Genomic DNA, 18,227 nt, shown 5'->3' on the forward strand with positions numbered 1-18,227 from the left:
AGCCCGACGATGCTTGGCTGGCGACCATGCGACGCATCCTCATCCTCGGCGGCACCGCGTGGCTCGGCCGCGCGATCGCGGCGGCCGCGATCACCGGCGGCGCTGAGGTGACGTGCCTCGCGCGCGGCGACGCCGGCGCCGTCGCTCCCGGCGCCCGGCTCGTCCGCGCGGACCGGAACGCCCCGGACGCCTACGACGGCGTCGGCTATGACTGGGACGAGGTCGTCGAACTCTCGTGGGATCCGCGATTCGTGGCATCCGGTCTCGACGCCCTGGCCGATCGCGCCGCGCATTGGACGCTGGTGTCGAGCGTGTCGGTCTACGCCCGCGCCGACGTCCCCTTCGCCGACGAGACGGCGGAGCTCGTCGACCCCGTCGACCTCGAGCGGTACGCGGATGCCAAAGTGCACGCCGAGCGGATCACCTCGGCGCAAGTGGGCGAACGGGGCCTGCTCGCGAGAGCCGGCCTCATCGTGGGCCCGGGCGACCCCACCGACAGATTCGGATATTGGCCCGCGCGCTTCGCCCGCGGCGGGCGTGTCCTCGCCCCGGCGACGGCGGGGCGTCACGTCCAGGGCATCGACGTGGACGACCTCGCCGCGTGGATCGCGCACGCCGGGCGCGCAGGCACGAGCGGACCCGTCAACGCGGTCGGCGAAGAGGTCCCGCTCTCCGACGTCCTCGCGGCCGCCCGCGACGCGGCGGGCACCGCGAGCGAGACGATCGCCCTCGACGACGACACGCTCGAGTCCCGGGGAGTGGAGCACTGGGCGGGCCCCCGGTCGCTGCCGCTGTGGCTTCCCGCCGACGCGGGAGGCTTCGCGCGGCGCAGTGACGCCGCGTTCCTGGCCTCCGGCGGCGTGCGGCGACCGCTCGCCGAGACGATGCAGCGCACGCTCGCCGATGAGCGGGCACGCGGGATCGATCGCCCGCGACGCGCCGGGCTCACCCCGTCCGAGGAGCGCGAGGTCCTCGAGGGCTGACGGCCGCGGCTACCGGCCGTTGCGATCCGCGGCCGACCGCGGCGGCGCCGACGCGACCTCGAGCCGGTCGAGCCCGCGCAACGACGTCCAGACGAGCTCCTCGCCCTTCGCCGCGTGCTGCGAGGCGCGCACGGCCCGCTCGTCGGCCCACGAGTTCAGTACGTGACCACTGTGGCCCCGCACGTGTTCGAGCACCACGTCGGGCAGCCCCGCCGCACGCCGCGCGTCTCGCGCCGCGATCAGGGCCTCCAGGATGCCGCGGTTCGCGACCGGCTTCTTCGCCGAAGTGACCCACCCGCGCCGACGGTGACCGTCCATCCACGACGAGTACGTGTCGATGGCGTACTTCGAGTCCGCTTGCACGACGAGGTCGCGCACCTCGGCGTGATCGGTGATGGCGTGCAGCAGCCCCAGCAGTTCGCCGATGTTGTTCGTCCCCTCGGGGATCGACCCGGCCGCCCAGTGACCGTCCTCGCCCACCCATGCCCAGCCGGCGGGGCCCGGGTTGCCCTTGCAGGCGCCGTCAGTGGCGACGACGTAGCGATCGGAGGACGCGGACACGGCGGAGCTGCTCATCCCTCTATCCTCGCCGACCGCGGCGGCGGACCCGTCGTCGACGACCCGGATGAAGTGGCGGATGGACTCCGCCCGCTCCGCCCACGTCTTTCCGGGGGACCTCGGCAACATACCGACGACCACGTGGCACCGTGGAGGCCCCTTCCCCGTCAGAAAGCCTGCGCGATGTCCGAACCCACCGCCACGTCCGAGCCCAGCGCCACGTCCGAGCCCAGCGCCACATCCGAGCCCCGTGCCCGCCTGCATCCTGCCGCGATCGCCGCTCTGACCGCTGCCGCCGTGATCATCGTGGCCGCGGTCGGGTTCCTGGCCTGGTTCCTGAACGGCCCGAACGCCGCGGCCGACCCGAACACCGCAGCGACGCAGAAGCTCACGCAGTGGCAGGAGCTGTTCGAGCGGTATCGCGCCGAGCACGGCCAGCTCCCCGACCTGCCCGACGGCGGCTATTGCCTGGGCACCGGGTTCCCGACGGGGAGCGGCGGCACCGCCAACTGTCGCGATTACGACGCGAGCAGCTACTACACCGAGACGGGCAGCGTGCCGCTGATGGAGGCTCTCGCCTCCGTCGGCACGCTGCCCGAAGGAGTATCCGCTCCGGTCGGCGGCACCGTCGGCCCCTACGTGGAGTACCGCGGCGCCGAGGTCACCCTGCTGACCGCCGAAGACGGCGGATGCGTGGCTCCCGCCACCGACGTCTGGAACGACGGCGCCGCCCTCTTCGTCTGCGCGATCACGCTGACGCGCTGACGCCGCGCTCAGCCGGCGCTGTCCGCCTTCTTCCCGCCCGCCTCGAGAACGTCGCCCGCGGGGAGCTCCTGGTGACCGCCGAATTGCAGCCGCATCGCCGAGAGCACCTGGTTGGCGAAGTGGTCCTCCCCGCGCGAAGCGAACCGCTCGAACAGCGACGACGCGAGCACCGGCACCGGCACACCGGTGTCGACGGCAGCCTTCACGGTCCACCGTCCCTCACCGGAGTCGGACACGCGGCCGGCGAGCCCGTCGAGCGTGGGGTTCTGGGCGAGCGCGGCGGCGGTCAGATCGAGCAGCCACGACGAGATCACCGATCCCCGCCGCCACAGCTCGGCGACCTTGGCGGTGTCGATGTCGAACTGATAGAACTCCGGCTCTTCCAGCGGCGCCACCTCGGCGGAGTGCTCGCCCTGGCGCAGGCCCGCGTCCGCGTTGTTCAGCACGTTGAGACCCTCGGCGAGCGCCGCCATGATGCCGTACTCGATGCCGTTGTGGACCATCTTCACGAAGTGCCCGGCACCGGAGGGTCCGCAGTGCAGGTACCCGCGTTCCTCGGCGGTGTAGTCGCCGGTGCGACCGGGCGTGCGCTCGACCTCGCCGGGCCCCGGTGCGATCGTGCGCAGCACCGGTTCGAGGTGCGCGACGGCCTCGTCGTGGCCGCCGACCATGAGGCAGTAGCCGCGTTCCAAGCCGAACACCCCGCCGCTCGTGCCGATGTCGACGTAGTGGATGCCGGTGTCGTTGAGCTTCGCGGCCCGGCGCACGTCGTCGCGGTAGTTGGAGTTGCCGCCGTCGATGATGATGTCGCCCGCCTCGAGGACCTCGGCGACCTCGTCGACGACGCCTCCCGTGAGGCCGGCCGGGATCATCAGCCACACCGCGCGGGGCTTCTCGAGCTTCGCGGCGAGGTCGGCGATGCTCGACGCCCCGATCGCGCCCTCGGCGGCCAGGCCCGCCACGGCATCCTGGTTCACGTCGTAGACGACGCACTCGTGGCCGTCCTTCATGAGTCTGCGGACGATGTTGGCGCCCATCCGTCCGAGTCCGACCATGGCGAGTTGCATCCGTACCCCGTTCGTCGTGGATGGTCGCCGCGATCGGCGGCCCACTCGCGAGTCTAGGAGCGTGGGCGACCCGGCGGCCGCGTCAGCCCTGGAAGTCGTCGGGGTCGACGTCGTCGAGGAACTTCCGGAACTCCTCGACCCGGTCGTCGTCGCCGCGGGTGTCGAACTCCATCGCGCCCTCCGGCACGCCCGCCTCGGCCAGCACGGCCTCGGCGACGAGGATGGGCGCGTCCGTCCGCGCGGCCAGTGCGATGGCATCCGAGGGCCGGGCGTCGATGACGAACGGGCCCCGCGGCGTCGCGAGGTGGATCTCGGCGAAGAACGTGCCTTCGACCAGCCGCGTCACGACGACGCGTTCGACGGATGCCGACAGCTCACGGATCATGACGGCCATGAGGTCGTGCGCGAGCGGGCGAGGGGTGGCCGCGCGCTCGATCGCGACGAGGATCGACATCGCCTCCTGCGAACCGATCCACACCGGCAGGACGATCCCTCCCTCGGCGCCGCCTCCCGGCAGCGGCGCGAGCAGGACGACATGGTGCTGGGCGGAATCCAGGGCCACCCCGAGCACGCGAACCGGGACCATGCCGCCATCGTACGGGGGCCGTGCGGGCGTCCGGTCAGCGCAGCACCCCGAGGGCGCGGGCCGCGGACACCGCCGCGGTCCGCGAGGAGACCCCGAGCTTGGAGAACACGTGGGCCAAATGCGACTTCACCGTGGCGTCGGTGATGTGCAGCCGCGCCGCGACCTCGGCGTTGGAGGAGCCACGAGCGACCAGACGGAGCACCTCGATCTCGCGCGCGGACAGGCTCACCCGCGGCTCGCGGAGCCGTGCCAGCAGGCGCCCCGCGATCGCCGGGGCCAGTGCGCTCTGCCCGGCGGCGGCCGCGCGCACCCCGGCCAGCAGCTCGTGGGGCGGCGCGTCCTTGAGGAGGTAGCCGCTGGCCCCGGCCTCGACGGCACCGAGGATGTCTCCGTCGGTGTCGTAGTTGGTCAGCACGAGCACGTACGGGGGCGCGGCGAGCGCCCGGACCCGGCGCGTCGCCTCGGCCCCGGCGGCCCGATCGCCGAACTGCAGGTCCATGAGCACCAGCTCGGGCGAGAGGTCGGCGGCGAGTGCGACCGCCTCGTCCGGGGTCGCGGCTGCGCCGACCACCTCGATGTCGGGTTCGGCTTCCAGGAGCGCCCGCACCCCGGCGCGTACGACCGGATGGTCGTCGGCGATCACGACCCGGATCACGCGGCGGCTCCGTGGAGAGTGACCGCGACGACGGTCCCCCCGCCCGGCGCGCTCTCGACGACGAGATCGCCATCGAGCTGGTCGACGCGTTCGCGCATCGCCCGCAAGCCGAACGAATCGGTCCCGGATGCCGTCCGCTCGGCGCGGCCCGGATCGAATCCGCGGCCGTCGTCGGCGATCGAGAGCCGCACGTCCGGGCCGTCCTGCTCGAGGGCGACCCGCACGCGGGAGGCATCGGCGTGCTGGGCCACGTTCGCGAGCGCGCCCTGCGCGATGCGCAGCAGCGCCGCCTGGGAGTCCATCGGAAGGGCCGCCTCGGCCGACGTCACCGTCTCGACGTCGATCCCTTCCCGCTGTGCCCACCCCTCGGCCAGCCGCCGCAACGCCGAGCCGAGACCGCGCTCCAGGTTCGGCGGCGCGAGCTCGCGGATGAACCGTCGCGTCTCGGCCAGACCGTCGGCGGCGGTCTGCCGCGCCAGTCGGATGTGCGCGATCCCCGGCCCCGTGGCATCCGCCCGCTCTGCCGCGTGCAGCAGCATCTGAATGCTCGACAGCCCCTGCGCGACGGTGTCGTGGATCTCTCGCGCGAGGCGCGCCCGTTCGGCGAGGACCCCCTGCTCGCGTTCGGTCGCCGCCAGACGGTCGCGGGTCGCGAGCAGTTCCGCGACGAGCGCTTCGCTCTCGGCGCTGCGCCTCTGCAGCGCGCCGTACCCGAGCCCGATGAGCAGCGCGACCCCCGCCCCCACGACGGGTCCGACGACCCCGCCGACGGTGAGGCCGCCGTGCACCGCGAATCCGGCGATCGTGAGGGTGGTCGCGCCCACGACCGCGGCCGGTCCCGCCCATCCGGGCAGCAGGTGCAGGTAGAGGAAGAACAACGGGAAGACGAGGTAGGCCGCCTCGGGCACGAGCCACATCAGCGGTGCCCACACGAAGGTGAGGGCGCACACCCACGCGATGCCTCCGGTTCTGCTGCGCCGACGGGCGATCCCGAGGCCGGCGACGTACACCAGGGCCAAGAGCGCCGCCAGCACGAGCGGCCACGGGGACGCGCCGGTCCAGACGACGCGCACGACGACGAGCGCGAGGAGCCCGGCGAACAGCGCGTGGAGTCCCACGCGCAGCCCCGTGAAGACGGGAGCGAGGGTGCGGTGCGGCATGTCGTCCTCCAGGGTACGGATGCCGGGCGCCCGGCGGATCATCCGAAAGGTGGAGAGGATGTTCGCCCACGTCGGCGATGACCCGCGCGGCCTCCCCGACGAGGGTGGAGGCATCCGGTGAGATCCGCCGGGCGGAAGGAGGCGACGTGTACGTCGCATGGCGCGATCTGCGGTTCGCCCGCGGGCGGTTCGCCCTCATCGGGGCGGTCGTGGCCCTCATCACCCTGCTCGTAGGTTTCCTCTCGGGCCTGACCGGCGGACTGGCGGCGCAGAACGTCTCCGCGGTGCTCGAGCTCCCCGGCGACCGCCTGGTCCTGCAGCCCGTCGACGGCGCCGCGGCGACGTTCACGGACTCCACGATCTCGGATGCCACCGTCGCCGCGTGGCGCGCGGCCCCCGGCGTCGATGCCGTCGACCCGATCGGCATCGCGCAGGGTCGCGCCGAAGGACCCGGCGGCAGCGGCGGAGTGGCGCTCTTCGGGCTCGGTGCGGACTCCGACTCCACCGCCCTGACCGCCCTCGCCCCCGCACGCGACGGCGACGTCGGCCTGTCGGCGGGTGCCGCGAGTGCGCTCGGAGCCGCAGTGGGCGATGACATCACCGTCGCCGGGACGACGTACCGCGTGGCATCCGTCGGGGGCGACGCCTGGTACAGCCACACGCCGGTCGTCGCGCTGACCACGTCGGCGTGGGCCGCGCTGGACACGCGGCTGGGCGGCTCGGGCGCGGCCACGATCCTCGGCGTGAGCGGATCGCCCGCGTGGGACGACGTCGCGGCGCAGACCGGCACCACCGCGACCGGGACGCTCGCCAGCCTCACCGCGTTGCCGACCTTCCGGTCCGAGATCGGCTCACTGGCGCTCATGATCGCGATGCTCTTCGGGGTCTCGGCCCTCGTCGTCGGCGCGTTCTTCACGGTCTGGACCATGCAGCGAGCGGGCGACATCGCCGTCCTCAAGGCGCTCGGGGCGAGCACACCCGCGCTGGTGCGCGATGCACTCGGTCAGGCGTTGATCGTCCTGATGGTCGGCGTCGGCGTCGGCATCGGCCTCACCGCGCTCCTGGGCGCCGCGGCCGGCGGAGCGCTGCCGTTCGTCCTGAATCCCCTCACGACCCTCGCCCCGGGCCTGGCGATGATCCTGCTCGGCACTCTCGGCGCGGCCGTGTCGCTGCGCACCGTCACGAACTCCGATCCCCTCACCGCACTCGGGAGCACACGATGATCCTTCTCGACGACGTCACCCTCACCTACCCCGACGGCGATTCGCGCGTCACCGCGGTCGACCGCGTGACCCTCGAAGGCCGCCCGGGCATCGTGACCGGCATCACCGGCCCGTCGGGGTCGGGCAAGTCGAGCATCCTCGCGATCGCCGCCACCCTCGTACGGCCCGACTCCGGTCGGGTGCTCGTCGACGGGACGGATGCCACGACCCTCAGCCGCGCCGAGGCCACCACGCTGCGCCGCGAGAAGATCGGCATCGTCTTCCAGCAGCCGCAATTGCTCCCGGCGCTGACCGCGCGCGAGCAGGTGCGTGTCATGGCCGAGCTCGGCGGACGCGGGACCCGGGCACGCCGCGCCGCGGTGCGGGCCCGCGTGGACGATCTCCTGGATGCCGTGGGGTTGATCGATCAGGCCGATCGTCGGCCCGCGCAGCTCTCGGGCGGCCAACGTCAGCGCATCGCGATCGCCCGTGCCCTCGTGCACGAGCCGCGCGTGCTGCTGGTCGACGAACCGACGAGCGCCCTCGACCGTCAGCGCGGGGCCGCGATCATGGAGCTGCTCGCCCGACTGACCCGGGAGCGCGGGACGGCGACGCTGCTCGTGACGCACGACCTCGTCCACGAGAGCGCGCTCGATGAGACCGTCGAAGTGGTCGACGGGACGGCGCGCCCCGCGGGTCTCACCAGCCGAACGTGTTGAACCACTCGCGGCGCTGATCGGCCTCGGCGCGCGTGGGGTCTCCGCGCCAGCTGTCGTGCGGGGTCAACACTCCGCTCTCGAGCGAGACGAAAGCCCAGCACACGGGGCAGAGACCTCGACCGTCGGGGAAGCCGTCGTCGAGCGTCGCGGCGGGCGGTGCCGGTGTGCCCGCGCCGGAGCATTCCGGCGGATCGGCCTGCAGGTCGTTCCAGAGCAGAGACCCGCCACGGCGGTGGTGCAGACCGCGGTGGCCCTTCTCACGCGTGCAGATCTCTCCCATTCGGCGACTCAGGCACAGCCTGCGCGCCGCGCCGGGCAGGGCGGCCAGCGTTCGCGTCATCCTTCGATTCTCGTCGCTGCGCGCGAACGGGGGGCAGATGCGCGATACGGACGGGACGGTGGGGTCCGGTGGGGAAGGGATCGGCGGTCATCGGCGACCACCTCCGGCGAGTCGGGAAAACATGTCGACCTCCTGGTGCTTCGACACTGCGTCAGTGCGCGAACCTCACCGAGGGGGTTGACTCTTCCCGGAAGGGTGCTACATCGCGGAGCGCGTCTCCCGACCGGCGTGACGCAGGACGGTATCGACGGCGGCGTGGAAGGTGAGGTGCTGGGCGACCTCGACCGCGCGGTCGTACCGCGTGCCCCCGAGGGCCACGAACACGGCCCCGACGACCTCGATGTACCCGACGATCCGTCCGTCGCGGGCGACCTCGTAGAGATCGAGATCGATGCGGGTCCAGGGGATCTCGGTGACGGGAAGCGCGGCGGGCGCGGCATCTTCGGCGGTACGTGCGGCGACGTTCGAGATCGGCTCCGGGCGACCGACGGGAATGTCCATGACCATGAGGGCTCCTTCTTCGTCCGGGGCCCTCTCAGCGTGCGCCGAAATCCCGCCCGCCGCCCCAGGGTTGACGGATCAGCGAGGGGAGGATACGCACGTCAGCGGGTCGCTCGGACGGGACGCCCCCGACGGGGACGCTCGTCCGACAGGTCGAAGGGCACGGCGTCCGCGGCCATCCGCTCGACCTCGTCGAGGAAACGCAGATCCGCCTCGAGTCGCACCCGGCGAGCGGCGGCCACGACCGCGCGGGCGACGGCATCCATGCTCTCGTCGTCGGGTTCGGGCTCGGCGAGGGCGCCGCGGACGGCCGCCCGCTGCGCGGCGATCATCGGGCCCACTTCTGCTCCGGGGAGGGTGAGGGCCAGCGCGATGCGCAGGGCGACGTCGTCCCGCCGCTCGGTCGAGGATGCCGAACCCAACCACGCCCGAGCCTGGAGGCGACCCGCCGCCGTCACCCGCCACAGCACGCGGCCGTCGTCGTCCGCGCCGCGCCGCTCGACGAGACCGTCCCGCTCGAGCCGCTCGAGGGTCGTGTAGACCTGACCCACGTTCACCGAAGCACCGGTGCGCCGCAGGTACTCGGAGCGCAATTGCGAGCCGTAGCAGTCGCCGCGATCGAGGATCGCTAGCAGGCTTTGACGCACGGACATAGGGCCCTCCGACCCGCCAGGAATGGTGTTCCGAGTATATGGTTCGATGCCGAGTGATCGTCCCGGCACGCTCCACCGCGCGGGAGTAGCCTGTGGTCCGACCACACAGTAGGTCGTTGATCGGAGGCATCCCGTGGAGTGGCTCGACCCCCTCATGCTCGCTCGGTGGCAGTTCGGACTGACCACCCTGTACCACTTCCTGTTCGTGCCCCTGACGCTCGGAATGTCGCTCGTCGTGGCGATCTTCCAGACCGTCTGGTACCGCACCGGCGATGTGAAGTGGCTGCACCTGACCCGCTTCTTCGGCAAGATCTTCCTCATCAACTTCGCCATGGGCGTCGTGACGGGAATCGTGCAGGAATTCCAGTTCGGCATGAACTGGTCGGCGTATTCCCGCTTCGTCGGCGACGTCTTCGGCGCTCCCCTGGCCTTCGAGGGGCTTCTGGCCTTCTTCCTCGAGGCCACGTTCATCGGCCTGTGGATCTTCGGGTGGGACAAGCTCCCCCGCCTCGCCCACCTCGGCACCATCTGGATGGCCACGCTCGGGGCGACGTTCTCGGCGTACTTCATCATCGCCGCCAACGCCTTCATGCAGAACCCGGTCGGCTATCAGATGGCCGCCGACGGCGGCCGCGCCGAGCTCGTCGACTTCTGGGCGATGCTCACCAACCCCGTCGCCCTCGCGGCGTTCCCGCACACGATCTTCTCGGGCTGGATGTTCGCCGCGATGGTCGTCGTCTCCATCTCCGCCTGGCACCTGGCCCGCGGACGGAACGTCGAGATGATGCGCGCACCGCTGCGTTTCGGGCTGTGGTCCACCGTCGTGTCGTTCGTGCTCGTCGCGATCGCCGGCGACCAGTTGAGCCTGGTGATGGTGGCCACCCAGCCCATGAAGATGGCCGCGGCCGAAGCGACGTTCAACACCGTCTGCGGGGCGAACGCCTCGTTCTCCATCTTCACGTTGGGAACCCCGGACGGCACGAGCGAGCTGTTCTCCATCCGGGTGCCGTTCCTGCTCAGCATCCTGTCCACGCACTCCTTGGACGGCTGCGTCGAAGGCATCAACGACCTGAACACGATGTACAGCCAGCAGATGTTCCCGCAGTTCGCCGATCAGGTCGACGGCAACTTCGCCCCCGTCCTGTGGGTGACCTACTGGGCCTTCCGGTGGATGATCGCCCTCGGCGGTCTCGCCACCCTGATCAGCGTGGTGGGCCTGTGGGTCACGCGGAAGAAGGCGACCCGCCCCGTGGCGCCGTGGATGTGGCGCGTGGCGATCTGGGCGGCACCCCTGCCGCTGCTGGGCAGCCTCGTCGGCTGGGTCTTCACCGAGATGGGCCGCCAGCCCTGGATCGTCTTCGGCCTCATGCTCACCGAGGACGGCGTCTCGCCCAGTGTTCCGGGCTGGAGCGTCCTGATCTCGCTCGTCGCCTTCACCGCGATCTACGCCGCGCTGGCCGTGGTCGAGTTCGGACTCATCAAGAAGTACGCGCAGAAGGGTCCGGACCCGCTACCCGACCCGAACGCCCCGCGCGAGCCCGATTCCCTCGAGAACACCCCGACGACCGTCTACTAGGAGCACAGTCATGGACCTCGCATACCTCTGGTTCTGGATCGTCGGATTCCTCTTCATCGGCTACTTCGTCCTCGACGGATTCGACTTCGGCGTCGGAATGTCGTTGCCGTTCCTCGGCAAGGACGACATCGCCCGCCGGCAGATCATCAACACCATCGGCCCCGTGTGGGACCTCAACGAGACCTGGGTGATCGTCGCCGGTGCGGCGCTGTTCGCCTCGTTCCCGGAGTGGTACGCCACCCTCTTCAGCGGCTTCTACCTGCCGCTCCTGCTGATCCTCCTCGCGCTCATCGCCCGCGGTGTGTCGTTCGAGTACCGGCACCAGCGGGACTCGCTGAAGTGGAAGCGCGGATTCGACCGGATGATCGTGATCGGATCGGCCGTCCCGGCCCTGCTGTGGGGTGTGGCGTTCGCGAACATCGTGCAGGGTGTGCCCCTGGATGCCAACCACGAGTACGTCGGAACCCTGTTCACGCTGCTGAACCCCTACGGCCTCCTCGGTGGCGTCGTGACCCTGCTGCTGTTCTTCACGCACGGCGTCTACTTCGTCGCGCTGAAGACCGACGGACAGGTGCGCACCGATGCCCGGGCGCTCGCGAAGACCTCGGGACTGCTCACGATCGTCGCCGCCGCGGTGTTCCTGGTCTGGACGATCATCCAGGCCGCCAACAATCAGGCTCCGCTGCTCCTCGGCGTCGTCGCCCTCTCGGGCATCGCGGCGCTCGCGCTCATCGGGTCCTGGGTGGCCAACCTCCGCGATCGCGAGGGAACGGCCTTCACCCTCGGCGCGATCACGATCGTGACCGCCGTGGCGGCTCTCTTCTTCGCCCTGTTCCCGAACGTCATGCCCTCGACCCTCGAAGCCGGCTCGGGCCTGACGATCGAGAACGCCTCCAGCACCGACTACACGCTGACGATCATGAGTTGGGCGGCGCTCATCTTCCTGCCGATCGTCCTGGCGTATCAGAGTTGGACCTACTGGGTGTTCCGCAAGCGCGTCACCCGCGCCCGCATCGAGAAGGCCGCGCTGGTGGCGCATTGACCGACACGACCCGGGTGCGCCCCGTCGACCCCCGACTGGTGCGATACGCCTCTGCCTCCCGCGGCTTCTTCGCGGTGAGCGCGGCGATCGTTCTCGCCCAGTCGGGGGTCGTCGTCGGATTTGCCTGGACGCTGACCTCGGCCCTGGTCGGCGCGATCGACGAGCGTCCCCTCGGCGATCTGTCCGGCTTGCTCGCGGCCGCCGTGCTGCTCGTCATCGTGCGCAGCCTGCTGGTCGCGGCATCCGAGCGGGTCTCGGCCCGCGGCGCCGCAGCCGCATCGCTGCAGTTGCGCGAACGTCTCGTCGGGGCCGTGGCGGCCCTCGGTCCGGGCTGGCTCGCGCGACGCAACGCCGCCTCGCTGTCGGTGACGGCGGGCCACGGCCTCGAGGCGCTCGACGCGTATTTCGGCCGCTACCTCCCGCAGCTGGTGGCGACCGCGATCACGACGCCGATCCTCATCGGCGCGATCACGCTCGCCGATCCCCTCTCCGGGCTCATCGTCGTGCTGACGCTGCCGCTCATCCCGCTGTTCATGGTGCTCATCGGGCTCGCGACCCGGACGGTGCAGAAGAAGCAGTACGGCACGCTCGGGCGCCTCGCGGCCCGGTTCGCCGACACCGTCGAGGGACTCGGCACGCTCAAGGCGTTCGGTCGCGAGCACCGCGCCGCCGACACGATCGAGCAGACCACCCGCGACTACAAGCGCGAGACGATGACGGTGCTGCGCGTGTCGTTCCTCTCGGGCTTCGCCCTGGAGTTCCTGGCATCCATCTCGGTCGCGATCATCGCCGTCACGATCGGGTTCCGCCTGCTCGCGGGCGACCTCAGTCTGCTCGTGGGGCTCTTCGTGCTGCTGCTGGCGCCCGAGGCGTACTTGCCGCTGCGCCAAGTGGGCGTGCAGTTCCACGCGGCATCCGAGGGCGTCGCCGCGACCGAGGAGATCTTCGACGCGCTGGATGCCGCGCGCACCGCCGACGCGACCGAGGACTCGGACTCCCCCCGCGGCTCGACCGTCGAGCTGCGCGAGGTGCGGGTCGACCGCGGCGCACACGCGATGCCGAGGGTGTCACTGTCGGTCGGTCCGGGCGAGGTCGTGCTGCTGACCGGTCCGAGCGGCGCCGGCAAGTCGAGTCTCGTCGCGGCGCTCCTGGGCTACGCCGACCACGAGGGCGAGGTGCGCGTGGACGGTCGCCGGGTCGCCCACGCGCGCGACACCGTCGCGTGGGCGGGCCAGCGTCCCGGGCTGGTCTCCGGAACCGTGGCCGAGAACGTCGCGCTGGGCTCCGACGCCGACAGCGCGACCATCGCACGGGCCCTCGCCGATGCGGGGGCGTCCGACCTCGACCCCGCGACGACACTCGGCGCCGGTGGCTCGGGTCTCTCCGGTGGCCAGGCCCAGCGCGTCGCGGTCGCCCGAGCCCTCTACCGTTCGCGCCTCGCCGGCACGCGCGTGCTCGTCCTCGACGAGCCCTCGAGCGCCCTGGATGCCGAGACCGAGGCGCACGTGTGGCGCACGGTGCGGGCGGAGGCCGACGCGGGCGCCGGTGTCCTGCTGGTGTCGCACCGCGTCTCGGCCCGTGCCATCGCCGATCGCGTCGTGGACCTCGGAGTCCTCTCGTGAACGCCCGGGCCCGCGGCATCCTGGGCTCGGCGATGCCCTCGCGTCGTCGATTCGCCCCCGCCGTGCTCTCGGGATTCGGCACCGCCGGGAGCGCCGTGGCGCTTCTCGCGGCGAGCGCGTGGCTCATCGCGAGGGCCGCGGAGCAGCCGCTCGTGATGTACCTCTCCGCCGCGGTCGTGGGTGTGCGGGCCTTCGCGCTGTCGCGCGGGGTGTTCCGCTACCTGGAGCGACTCACGGGGCACGACGCCGCGCTCGACCGACTCGCCGGGGTGCGGGCCGACCTCGTGCGCGAGCTCGTCCCCCTCGCGCCCGACGGGCTGGCCCGTGCCCGGCGCGGAGGGCTGCTCTCGGGCCTCGTCGACGACGTCGAAGAGCTGCAGAACCTCCCTTTGCGCGTCGTGCTCCCCCTGTCGGTCGCGGCCGTCACCGCGCTGGCGGCGGTCGGGTTCACGGCGTTCGTGTCGTGGCCGGCCGCGCTCGCCCTCCTCGGGTGCCTGATCGTCGCGTTCGCGGTGTCGGTCGGGCTCGGCTGGGCGGCGGGATCCCGCGCGGAACGGTCGATCGCGCCGCTCCGGGCGGCGGTGGCCGACGCCGTGCACGATCTGCTGACGAACCTCGACGTGCTCACCGCCTACGGGGCGGTGGATGCCGCGCGCGAGCGCGTGCGCCTCGCCGACGCCGCGCTCCGCCGGGCGGTCGTGCGCCGCGGGACCGCGCAGGGATTGACCTCGGGCACGGTGTCGGTGCTCGCCGGGCTCGCCTCGCTCCTGGCGCTCGTCGTGGCCGCTCCGGCCGTGACGGGCGGGACGCTGTCGGGCCCGGGGCTCGCCGTCGTCGTCCTGCTGCCGATGGCCGTCTTCGAGGTGTTCGGCCCTGTCCCCCTGGCGCTGGCCTCGTGGCGGCAGGTGCGCGCCGCGGCCGAGCGCATCGCCGAGGCCGTCCCGGCGGAGATCCCCGACGGCCTCCCCCGCGACGAGCCGGCCCCGACCGGCATCGCCCCGGCCCTGGGCTCGGGCATCGAGCTCCGCGACGTGGACGCGCACTGGCCCGCGCGCTCGGACGCCGCACTCGAGGACACCGGCCGCATCACCGACGTGACGTTGCGGGTGGGTCCGGGTGAACGCGTGCTCGTGACCGGCCCGAGCGGCGCGGGGAAGACGACGCTCGCGCACGTCCTGGCACGCTTCCTCGACTACGGCGGCTCCTTCACCGTCGGCGGCATCGAGGCGCGCTCCCTGTCCGGAGACGACCTGCGCCGCACGATCGGCCTCGTCGAGCAGTCGCCGTTCCTGTTCGACGAGTCGGTGCGCCAGAACCTGCTCTTCGCGCGCGACGACGCCACCGACGACGACGTGCGCGCCGTGCTCGCGCGAGTCGGCCTGGACGCCTGGGTCGCCGAGCGCGGCGGACTCGACGCCCGCGTCGGCGACCGGGGTGCCCTCGTCTCGGGCGGGCAGGCGCAGCGCCTCGCCCTGGCCCGCGCGCTGCTGCGCGACTTCCCCGTCCTCGTGCTCGACGAGCCCACCGCGGGCGTCGACCCGGCGGCATCCGACGTCCTGCTCCGCGATCTGCTCGGCGCCGTCGGCCGCGATCGCGCCGTGCTGCTGGTGTCGCACGTCGACGTCCCCACCGAGCTCGTCGACCGGGTGGTACGGCTCGAGGACGGGCGGGTGCTGGTCGGCTGACGAGCGATCAGGATGCCGCGACGAACCGTACGTGCGCGGGGGCTAGCCGCACTTCCACTCGGGTGCCGGGAGTGAGACCCGCGGCCGCGGTGACGTCGAGCTCCGCGACCCCCGCGTCGGTGACGACGCGCACGCCCCTCGGCGTCGGTTCGAGGTACGAGACGGTCGCCGTCCACGCGCCGATGCCGGGGGCGTCTGCGGGCTCGGACCCCACCCGCACGTCGGATGCGCGGTAGACCGCGGCGAGCGGGGCGCCGTCGACCGCCGCGACCGTCCGCGACCCGGCATCCGCCGCTTCGAGGCGCACTCCCCCGGCCGCGAACCCGCCGCCGTCGGCGCGACCGACGAGCCGTTCGAGACCCGCGATGCGCGCCGCGACGTCGGTCGCCGGAGCGCTCAACACCTCGCGCACCGCGCCCTGCTGCGTGACGCGCCCACGCTCGACGATGACGAGACGGTCGGCGAGGGCCGCGGCATCCACGGCGTCGTGGGTGACCGCGACCGTCGTGACGCCCGCGAGCGCATCGCGCAGCATCGCGCGGATCTCCGACGCGGTCACGGCGTCGAGGGCGACGAGCGGCTCGTCGAGCAGCACGACCCGCGGCCCCGCGGCCAGGGCCCGCGCCACCGCGACGCGCTGCTGCTCGCCGCCCGAGAGCTCGGCGGGGCGCCGGCCGCCGGTTCCGGGGAGCCCCACGCGCGCGAGCCACGCGTCGGCATCGGCACGGGCGTCGGATGCCGCGACCCCCGCGGCGCGCGGACCGAACGCGACGTTCTCGCGAACGGGGAGGTGGGGGAACAGGCGCGCGTCCTGACCGAGGAGCACGATGCCGCGATGCATCGGGGCGGTACGCACGCGCGGCCGCGCGGTGCGGTCGAGCACGCGACCGTCGACCGAGATCTCGCCGTCGTCGAGGGGCTGGAGTCCCGCGAGCGCCGCGAGGAGCGTCGACTTGCCGGCACCGCTGCGTCCCATCACCGCGACGGTCTCGCCGGGCGCCACGTCGAGCGCGAGGTCGACCGCGAACTCGCGCCGGCGCACGACGACGCGCGCCGACAGCACGGCCGTCATGCGGGAGTCCCCGTCGGGCGCCAGCCCCGCACCAGGAGCAGCACCGCGATCGCGGTGACCAGCAGCAGCAGAGCCAGCGCCACGGCGGTGCCCTGCGATACCCCCGCCCCGTTGAAGGCGGTGTAGATCGCGAGGGGCATCGTCTGGGTGACCCCGGGGCGGTTTCCGGCGAACAGGGCGGTGGCCCCGAACTCCCCGATCGCACGGGCGAAGCACAGCACGACGCCCGCGACGATCCCGGGGGCGGCGAGCGGCAGCGTGACGCGGCGCAGGATCGTCGCCCGCGAGGCGCCGAGCGACGCGGCCGCGCGCTCGAACTCCACGCCGGTGCTGCGGAGCGCCCCCTCCACGGCCAGCACGAGGAACGGCAGCGCGACGAACACCTGCGCGAGCACCACGGCGGCGGTCGTGAACGGCAGGCCGAGGCCACCGAACCACCCGGTGCGCCCGAACAGGTAGAGCAGCGCCACTCCCCCGACCATCGGCGGCAGCACGAGCGGCACCGTGACGAGGGCCCGAAGGACCGCGGCGGCGCGGGGGGAGCTGCGGGCGATCACGAGGGCGAGAGGGATGCCGACGACCGCGCACACCGCCGTCGCCACGGCCCCGGTCCCCAGCGACAGCCCGAGGGCGGCGAGCGCGGCCGGTGACGTCACGTCGGCGACGAGGGAGGCCCACTGCACGCGCGCGACGAGCGCCGTGAGCGGGACGAGGAGGAACAGCAGCCCGGCCGCCGCCGGCACGATCAGCCAGCGCGGGACGTAGCCGGCACCCGTGCCGCTCACGGCGCGCGGAATCCGGCGTCGGCGAGGATCGCCTGCCCGCCCGCCGACAGCACGAAGTCGACGTAGGCCTCCGCCGCGATCGGGTTCGGGGCGTCCGCCAGTGCCGCGATCGGGTAACGGTTGACGACCGCGTCGGCCCCGGCCGGCACGACCGCCTCCACGTCCGCGCGGCCGACGACGTCGGTGGCGTAGACGAGTCCGGCATCCGCTTCGCCCGCCGCGACCTTCGTCAGCACGGCGGTGACGTTCTGTTCGACGCTCGCGGGAGTGACGCCCACTCCGGCATTCCCCAAGAGCGTGGCCGACGCCGCCCCGCACGGGACCTCGGGCGCGCACAGCACGGTCGTGACGCGGGCGAGGTCGGCGAGGGTCGCGACCCCGCCGGGGTTGCCCGTCGGCACCGCGATGACGAGGGTGTTCCCCGCGAACACGCGCGGATCGGGGGCCTGTGCCGCGACCTTGGCCATGTTCTTCTCGTCGGCGGAGGCGAAGACGTCCACGGGTGCCCCCTCGCCGATCTGCGTCGCGAGGGTGCTCGACCCGTCGTAGACCGTCTGCACGGTGACACCGGGGTGCTCGGCCTCGAACGCGCGGGCGATCTCATTGAAGGAGCGCTGCAGCGACGCGGCGGCCGAGACCTCGACGGTGCCCGAGAGCGCACCCGCGGAGGCCGCCGGGGCCGGGGTCTGCGCGGCGCACGCGGCGGCGAGGACGACGACGGCGCCGAAGAGGGCGAGCACGGCGGCGGGACGACGCATGAGGGGTCCTTTCCGCAGAGCCCGGGGCCCGCGGCATCCAGTATTCCGCATGTGCGGATACTCGGGCGCCTTCAGTGTCGCTCGCGCGGAGTTTCCACGGTCACGACGGTCGCCTTGACGGATGCCACGGCGAGGGCACCGGGAACGAGCGCGAGCTCCTCGGCGGCCTCGGCCGACATGAGCGAGACGACCCGGTGCGGCCCGCACTGCAGGTCGACCTGCGCCATGACGCCGTCGATGCGCACGCGCGTGACGATCCCGACGAAGCGGTTGCGAGCGCTCGAGGAGACGCCGGTGGGATCGTCGGGCTCGTCCGCGAGCGCGACGGCGCGGGCGGCGAGCGCCTCGCCGGGGATCTCGACGGGCGACGTCCCGGTCGTCGACAGCAGTCCCTGGTCGATCCACCGGCGCACGGTGTCGTCGCTGACCCCGAGCAGACCGGCGGCGGTCGCGATCCGGTACGTGGTCGTCATGCCCCGACGCTAGCGCCCACGGCGG

General features: G+C 72.6%; 20 protein-coding genes. 8 read left to right on the plus strand and 12 right to left on the minus strand.

What is annotated here, in order from left to right; all coding sequences use genetic code 11:
* Positions 1 to 26 precede the first annotated feature (26 nt).
* Positions 27 to 983, plus strand: a complete 957-nt coding sequence (locus FE256_RS05995) for a Rossmann-fold NAD(P)-binding domain-containing protein (RefSeq protein WP_138173758.1) — start codon at positions 27 to 29, stop codon at positions 981 to 983.
* Positions 984 to 992: 9 nt separating this feature from the next.
* Here FE256_RS05995 and FE256_RS06000 read toward each other — a convergent pair whose 3' ends face one another.
* Positions 993 to 1,559, minus strand: coding sequence for a ribonuclease H family protein (locus FE256_RS06000; RefSeq protein ID WP_138173760.1), 567 nt, complete (start codon positions 1,557 to 1,559; stop codon positions 993 to 995).
* Positions 1,560 to 1,724: 165 nt separating this feature from the next.
* On the opposite strand from FE256_RS06000, the gene FE256_RS06010 reads away from it, so the two are divergent.
* Positions 1,725 to 2,306 (plus strand): hypothetical protein, encoded by a 582-nt coding sequence (locus FE256_RS06010; protein WP_171024233.1) that lies wholly within the window; start codon positions 1,725 to 1,727, stop codon positions 2,304 to 2,306.
* Positions 2,307 to 2,314: 8 nt separating this feature from the next.
* On the opposite strand, the gene gnd is transcribed toward FE256_RS06010, so the two are convergent.
* The 4 genes from gnd to FE256_RS06030 form a co-directional block, all read right to left on the minus strand.
* Positions 2,315 to 3,373: a phosphogluconate dehydrogenase (NAD(+)-dependent, decarboxylating) gene (gnd, locus tag FE256_RS06015; RefSeq protein WP_138173766.1), complete on the minus strand. Its 1,059-nt coding sequence runs from the start codon at positions 3,371 to 3,373 to the stop codon at positions 2,315 to 2,317.
* Between the two features lie 82 nt (positions 3,374 to 3,455).
* Positions 3,456 to 3,959: a bifunctional nuclease family protein gene (locus FE256_RS06020; RefSeq protein WP_138173768.1), complete on the minus strand. Its 504-nt coding sequence runs from the start codon at positions 3,957 to 3,959 to the stop codon at positions 3,456 to 3,458.
* A 34-nt stretch (positions 3,960 to 3,993) separates the two neighbouring features.
* Positions 3,994 to 4,614 (minus strand): response regulator, encoded by a 621-nt coding sequence (locus FE256_RS06025; protein ID WP_138173770.1) that lies wholly within the window; start codon positions 4,612 to 4,614, stop codon positions 3,994 to 3,996.
* A complete protein-coding gene (locus FE256_RS06030; RefSeq protein ID WP_138173772.1) occupies positions 4,611 to 5,774 on the minus strand; it encodes a sensor histidine kinase in 1,164 nt (387 codons plus the stop codon). The genes FE256_RS06025 and FE256_RS06030 overlap by 4 nt, the downstream gene beginning before the upstream one ends.
* A 146-nt stretch (positions 5,775 to 5,920) precedes the next feature.
* Between FE256_RS06030 and FE256_RS06035 the strand changes: the two genes are divergently transcribed.
* Both FE256_RS06035 and FE256_RS06040 read left to right on the plus strand, forming a co-directional pair.
* Positions 5,921 to 6,997, plus strand: a complete 1,077-nt coding sequence (locus FE256_RS06035) for an ABC transporter permease (RefSeq protein ID WP_138173774.1) — start codon at positions 5,921 to 5,923, stop codon at positions 6,995 to 6,997.
* Positions 6,994 to 7,695 carry an ABC transporter ATP-binding protein gene (locus FE256_RS06040; protein WP_138173776.1) on the plus strand — a complete coding sequence of 234 codons (702 nt, stop codon included), beginning with the start codon at positions 6,994 to 6,996 and terminating at the stop codon, positions 7,693 to 7,695. Before FE256_RS06035 ends, FE256_RS06040 begins: the two co-directional genes overlap by 4 nt.
* Here the strand turns inward: FE256_RS06040 and FE256_RS06045 are convergent.
* The 3 genes from FE256_RS06045 to FE256_RS06055 form a co-directional block, all read right to left on the minus strand.
* Entirely contained in the window at positions 7,676 to 8,035 is a 360-nt protein-coding gene (locus FE256_RS06045; RefSeq protein ID WP_252370916.1) for a hypothetical protein, read from the minus strand. The two genes, FE256_RS06040 and FE256_RS06045, sit on opposite strands and share 20 nt — an antisense overlap.
* A gap of 198 nt (positions 8,036 to 8,233) precedes the next feature.
* Complete coding sequence (locus FE256_RS06050; protein ID WP_171024234.1) at positions 8,234 to 8,536, minus strand: hypothetical protein; 303 nt, start codon at positions 8,534 to 8,536, stop codon at positions 8,234 to 8,236.
* Between the two features lie 101 nt (positions 8,537 to 8,637).
* Positions 8,638 to 9,189 (minus strand): PadR family transcriptional regulator, encoded by a 552-nt coding sequence (locus FE256_RS06055; protein WP_138173780.1) that lies wholly within the window; start codon positions 9,187 to 9,189, stop codon positions 8,638 to 8,640.
* A gap of 133 nt (positions 9,190 to 9,322) precedes the next feature.
* Here FE256_RS06055 and FE256_RS06060 point away from each other — a divergent pair, with 133 nt between their 5' ends.
* The 4 genes from FE256_RS06060 to cydC are packed head-to-tail and all read left to right on the plus strand — an operon-like array spanning position 9,323 to position 15,114.
* Positions 9,323 to 10,765, plus strand: a complete 1,443-nt coding sequence (locus tag FE256_RS06060) for a cytochrome ubiquinol oxidase subunit I (protein ID WP_138173782.1) — start codon at positions 9,323 to 9,325, stop codon at positions 10,763 to 10,765.
* Between the two features lie 10 nt (positions 10,766 to 10,775).
* A complete protein-coding gene (gene cydB / locus FE256_RS06065; protein WP_138173784.1) occupies positions 10,776 to 11,807 on the plus strand; it encodes a cytochrome d ubiquinol oxidase subunit II in 1,032 nt (343 codons plus the stop codon).
* Positions 11,804 to 13,429, plus strand: coding sequence for a thiol reductant ABC exporter subunit CydD (gene cydD / locus FE256_RS06070; RefSeq protein WP_138173786.1), 1,626 nt, complete (start codon positions 11,804 to 11,806; stop codon positions 13,427 to 13,429). The genes cydB and cydD overlap by 4 nt, the downstream gene beginning before the upstream one ends.
* Positions 13,426 to 15,114 carry a thiol reductant ABC exporter subunit CydC gene (cydC, locus tag FE256_RS06075; RefSeq protein ID WP_289508576.1) on the plus strand — a complete coding sequence of 563 codons (1,689 nt, stop codon included), beginning with the start codon at positions 13,426 to 13,428 and terminating at the stop codon, positions 15,112 to 15,114. Before cydD ends, cydC begins: the two co-directional genes overlap by 4 nt.
* Before the next feature lie 7 nt (positions 15,115 to 15,121).
* Here cydC and FE256_RS06080 read toward each other — a convergent pair whose 3' ends face one another.
* The 4 genes from FE256_RS06080 to FE256_RS06095 all read right to left on the minus strand — a co-directional run bounded on the left by FE256_RS06080 (position 15,122) and on the right by FE256_RS06095 (position 18,202).
* A complete protein-coding gene (locus FE256_RS06080; protein WP_138173788.1) occupies positions 15,122 to 16,186 on the minus strand; it encodes an ATP-binding cassette domain-containing protein in 1,065 nt (354 codons plus the stop codon).
* On the minus strand, positions 16,183 to 16,971 hold the full coding sequence (gene modB, locus FE256_RS06085; RefSeq protein ID WP_138173790.1) for a molybdate ABC transporter permease subunit: 789 nt from the start codon (positions 16,969 to 16,971) through the stop codon (positions 16,183 to 16,185). The genes FE256_RS06080 and modB overlap by 4 nt, the downstream gene beginning before the upstream one ends.
* On the minus strand, positions 16,968 to 17,729 hold the full coding sequence (modA, locus tag FE256_RS06090) for a molybdate ABC transporter substrate-binding protein (protein WP_138173792.1): 762 nt from the start codon (positions 17,727 to 17,729) through the stop codon (positions 16,968 to 16,970). Before modA ends, modB begins: the two co-directional genes overlap by 4 nt.
* Before the next feature lie 71 nt (positions 17,730 to 17,800).
* A complete protein-coding gene (locus FE256_RS06095) occupies positions 17,801 to 18,202 on the minus strand; it encodes a TOBE domain-containing protein (protein WP_138173794.1) in 402 nt (133 codons plus the stop codon).
* Between the last annotated feature and the right edge of the window lie 25 nt (positions 18,203 to 18,227).

Origin of the sequence: Microbacterium sp. 5K110 (assembly GCF_005774735.1) — a bacterium.
Classification (GTDB): domain Bacteria; phylum Actinomycetota; class Actinomycetes; order Actinomycetales; family Microbacteriaceae; genus Microbacterium.

Excerpts from the sequence above, each read along its gene's own strand:
- modA (WP_138173792.1), bottom strand. The coding sequence starts at position 17,729 with ATGCGTCGTCCCGCCGCCGTGCTCGCCCTCTTCGGCGCCGTCGTCGTC.
- FE256_RS06080 (WP_138173788.1), bottom strand. The coding sequence starts at position 16,186 with ATGACGGCCGTGCTGTCGGCGCGCGTCGTCGTGCGCCGGCGCGAGTTC.
- FE256_RS05995 (WP_138173758.1), top strand. The coding sequence starts at position 27 with ATGCGACGCATCCTCATCCTCGGCGGCACCGCGTGGCTCGGCCGCGCG.
- FE256_RS06030 (WP_138173772.1), bottom strand. The coding sequence starts at position 5,774 with ATGCCGCACCGCACCCTCGCTCCCGTCTTCACGGGGCTGCGCGTGGGA.
- FE256_RS06050 (WP_171024234.1), bottom strand. The coding sequence starts at position 8,536 with ATGGACATTCCCGTCGGTCGCCCGGAGCCGATCTCGAACGTCGCCGCA.
- FE256_RS06045 (WP_252370916.1), bottom strand. The coding sequence starts at position 8,035 with ATGACGCGAACGCTGGCCGCCCTGCCCGGCGCGGCGCGCAGGCTGTGC.
- FE256_RS06000 (WP_138173760.1), bottom strand. The coding sequence starts at position 1,559 with ATGAGCAGCTCCGCCGTGTCCGCGTCCTCCGATCGCTACGTCGTCGCC.
- cydB (WP_138173784.1), top strand. The coding sequence starts at position 10,776 with ATGGACCTCGCATACCTCTGGTTCTGGATCGTCGGATTCCTCTTCATC.
- FE256_RS06055 (WP_138173780.1), bottom strand. The coding sequence starts at position 9,189 with ATGTCCGTGCGTCAAAGCCTGCTAGCGATCCTCGATCGCGGCGACTGC.
- FE256_RS06010 (WP_171024233.1), top strand. The coding sequence starts at position 1,725 with ATGTCCGAACCCACCGCCACGTCCGAGCCCAGCGCCACGTCCGAGCCC.
- FE256_RS06020 (WP_138173768.1), bottom strand. The coding sequence starts at position 3,959 with ATGGTCCCGGTTCGCGTGCTCGGGGTGGCCCTGGATTCCGCCCAGCAC.
- FE256_RS06095 (WP_138173794.1), bottom strand. The coding sequence starts at position 18,202 with ATGACGACCACGTACCGGATCGCGACCGCCGCCGGTCTGCTCGGGGTC.
- gnd (WP_138173766.1), bottom strand. The coding sequence starts at position 3,373 with ATGCAACTCGCCATGGTCGGACTCGGACGGATGGGCGCCAACATCGTC.
- FE256_RS06040 (WP_138173776.1), top strand. The coding sequence starts at position 6,994 with ATGATCCTTCTCGACGACGTCACCCTCACCTACCCCGACGGCGATTCG.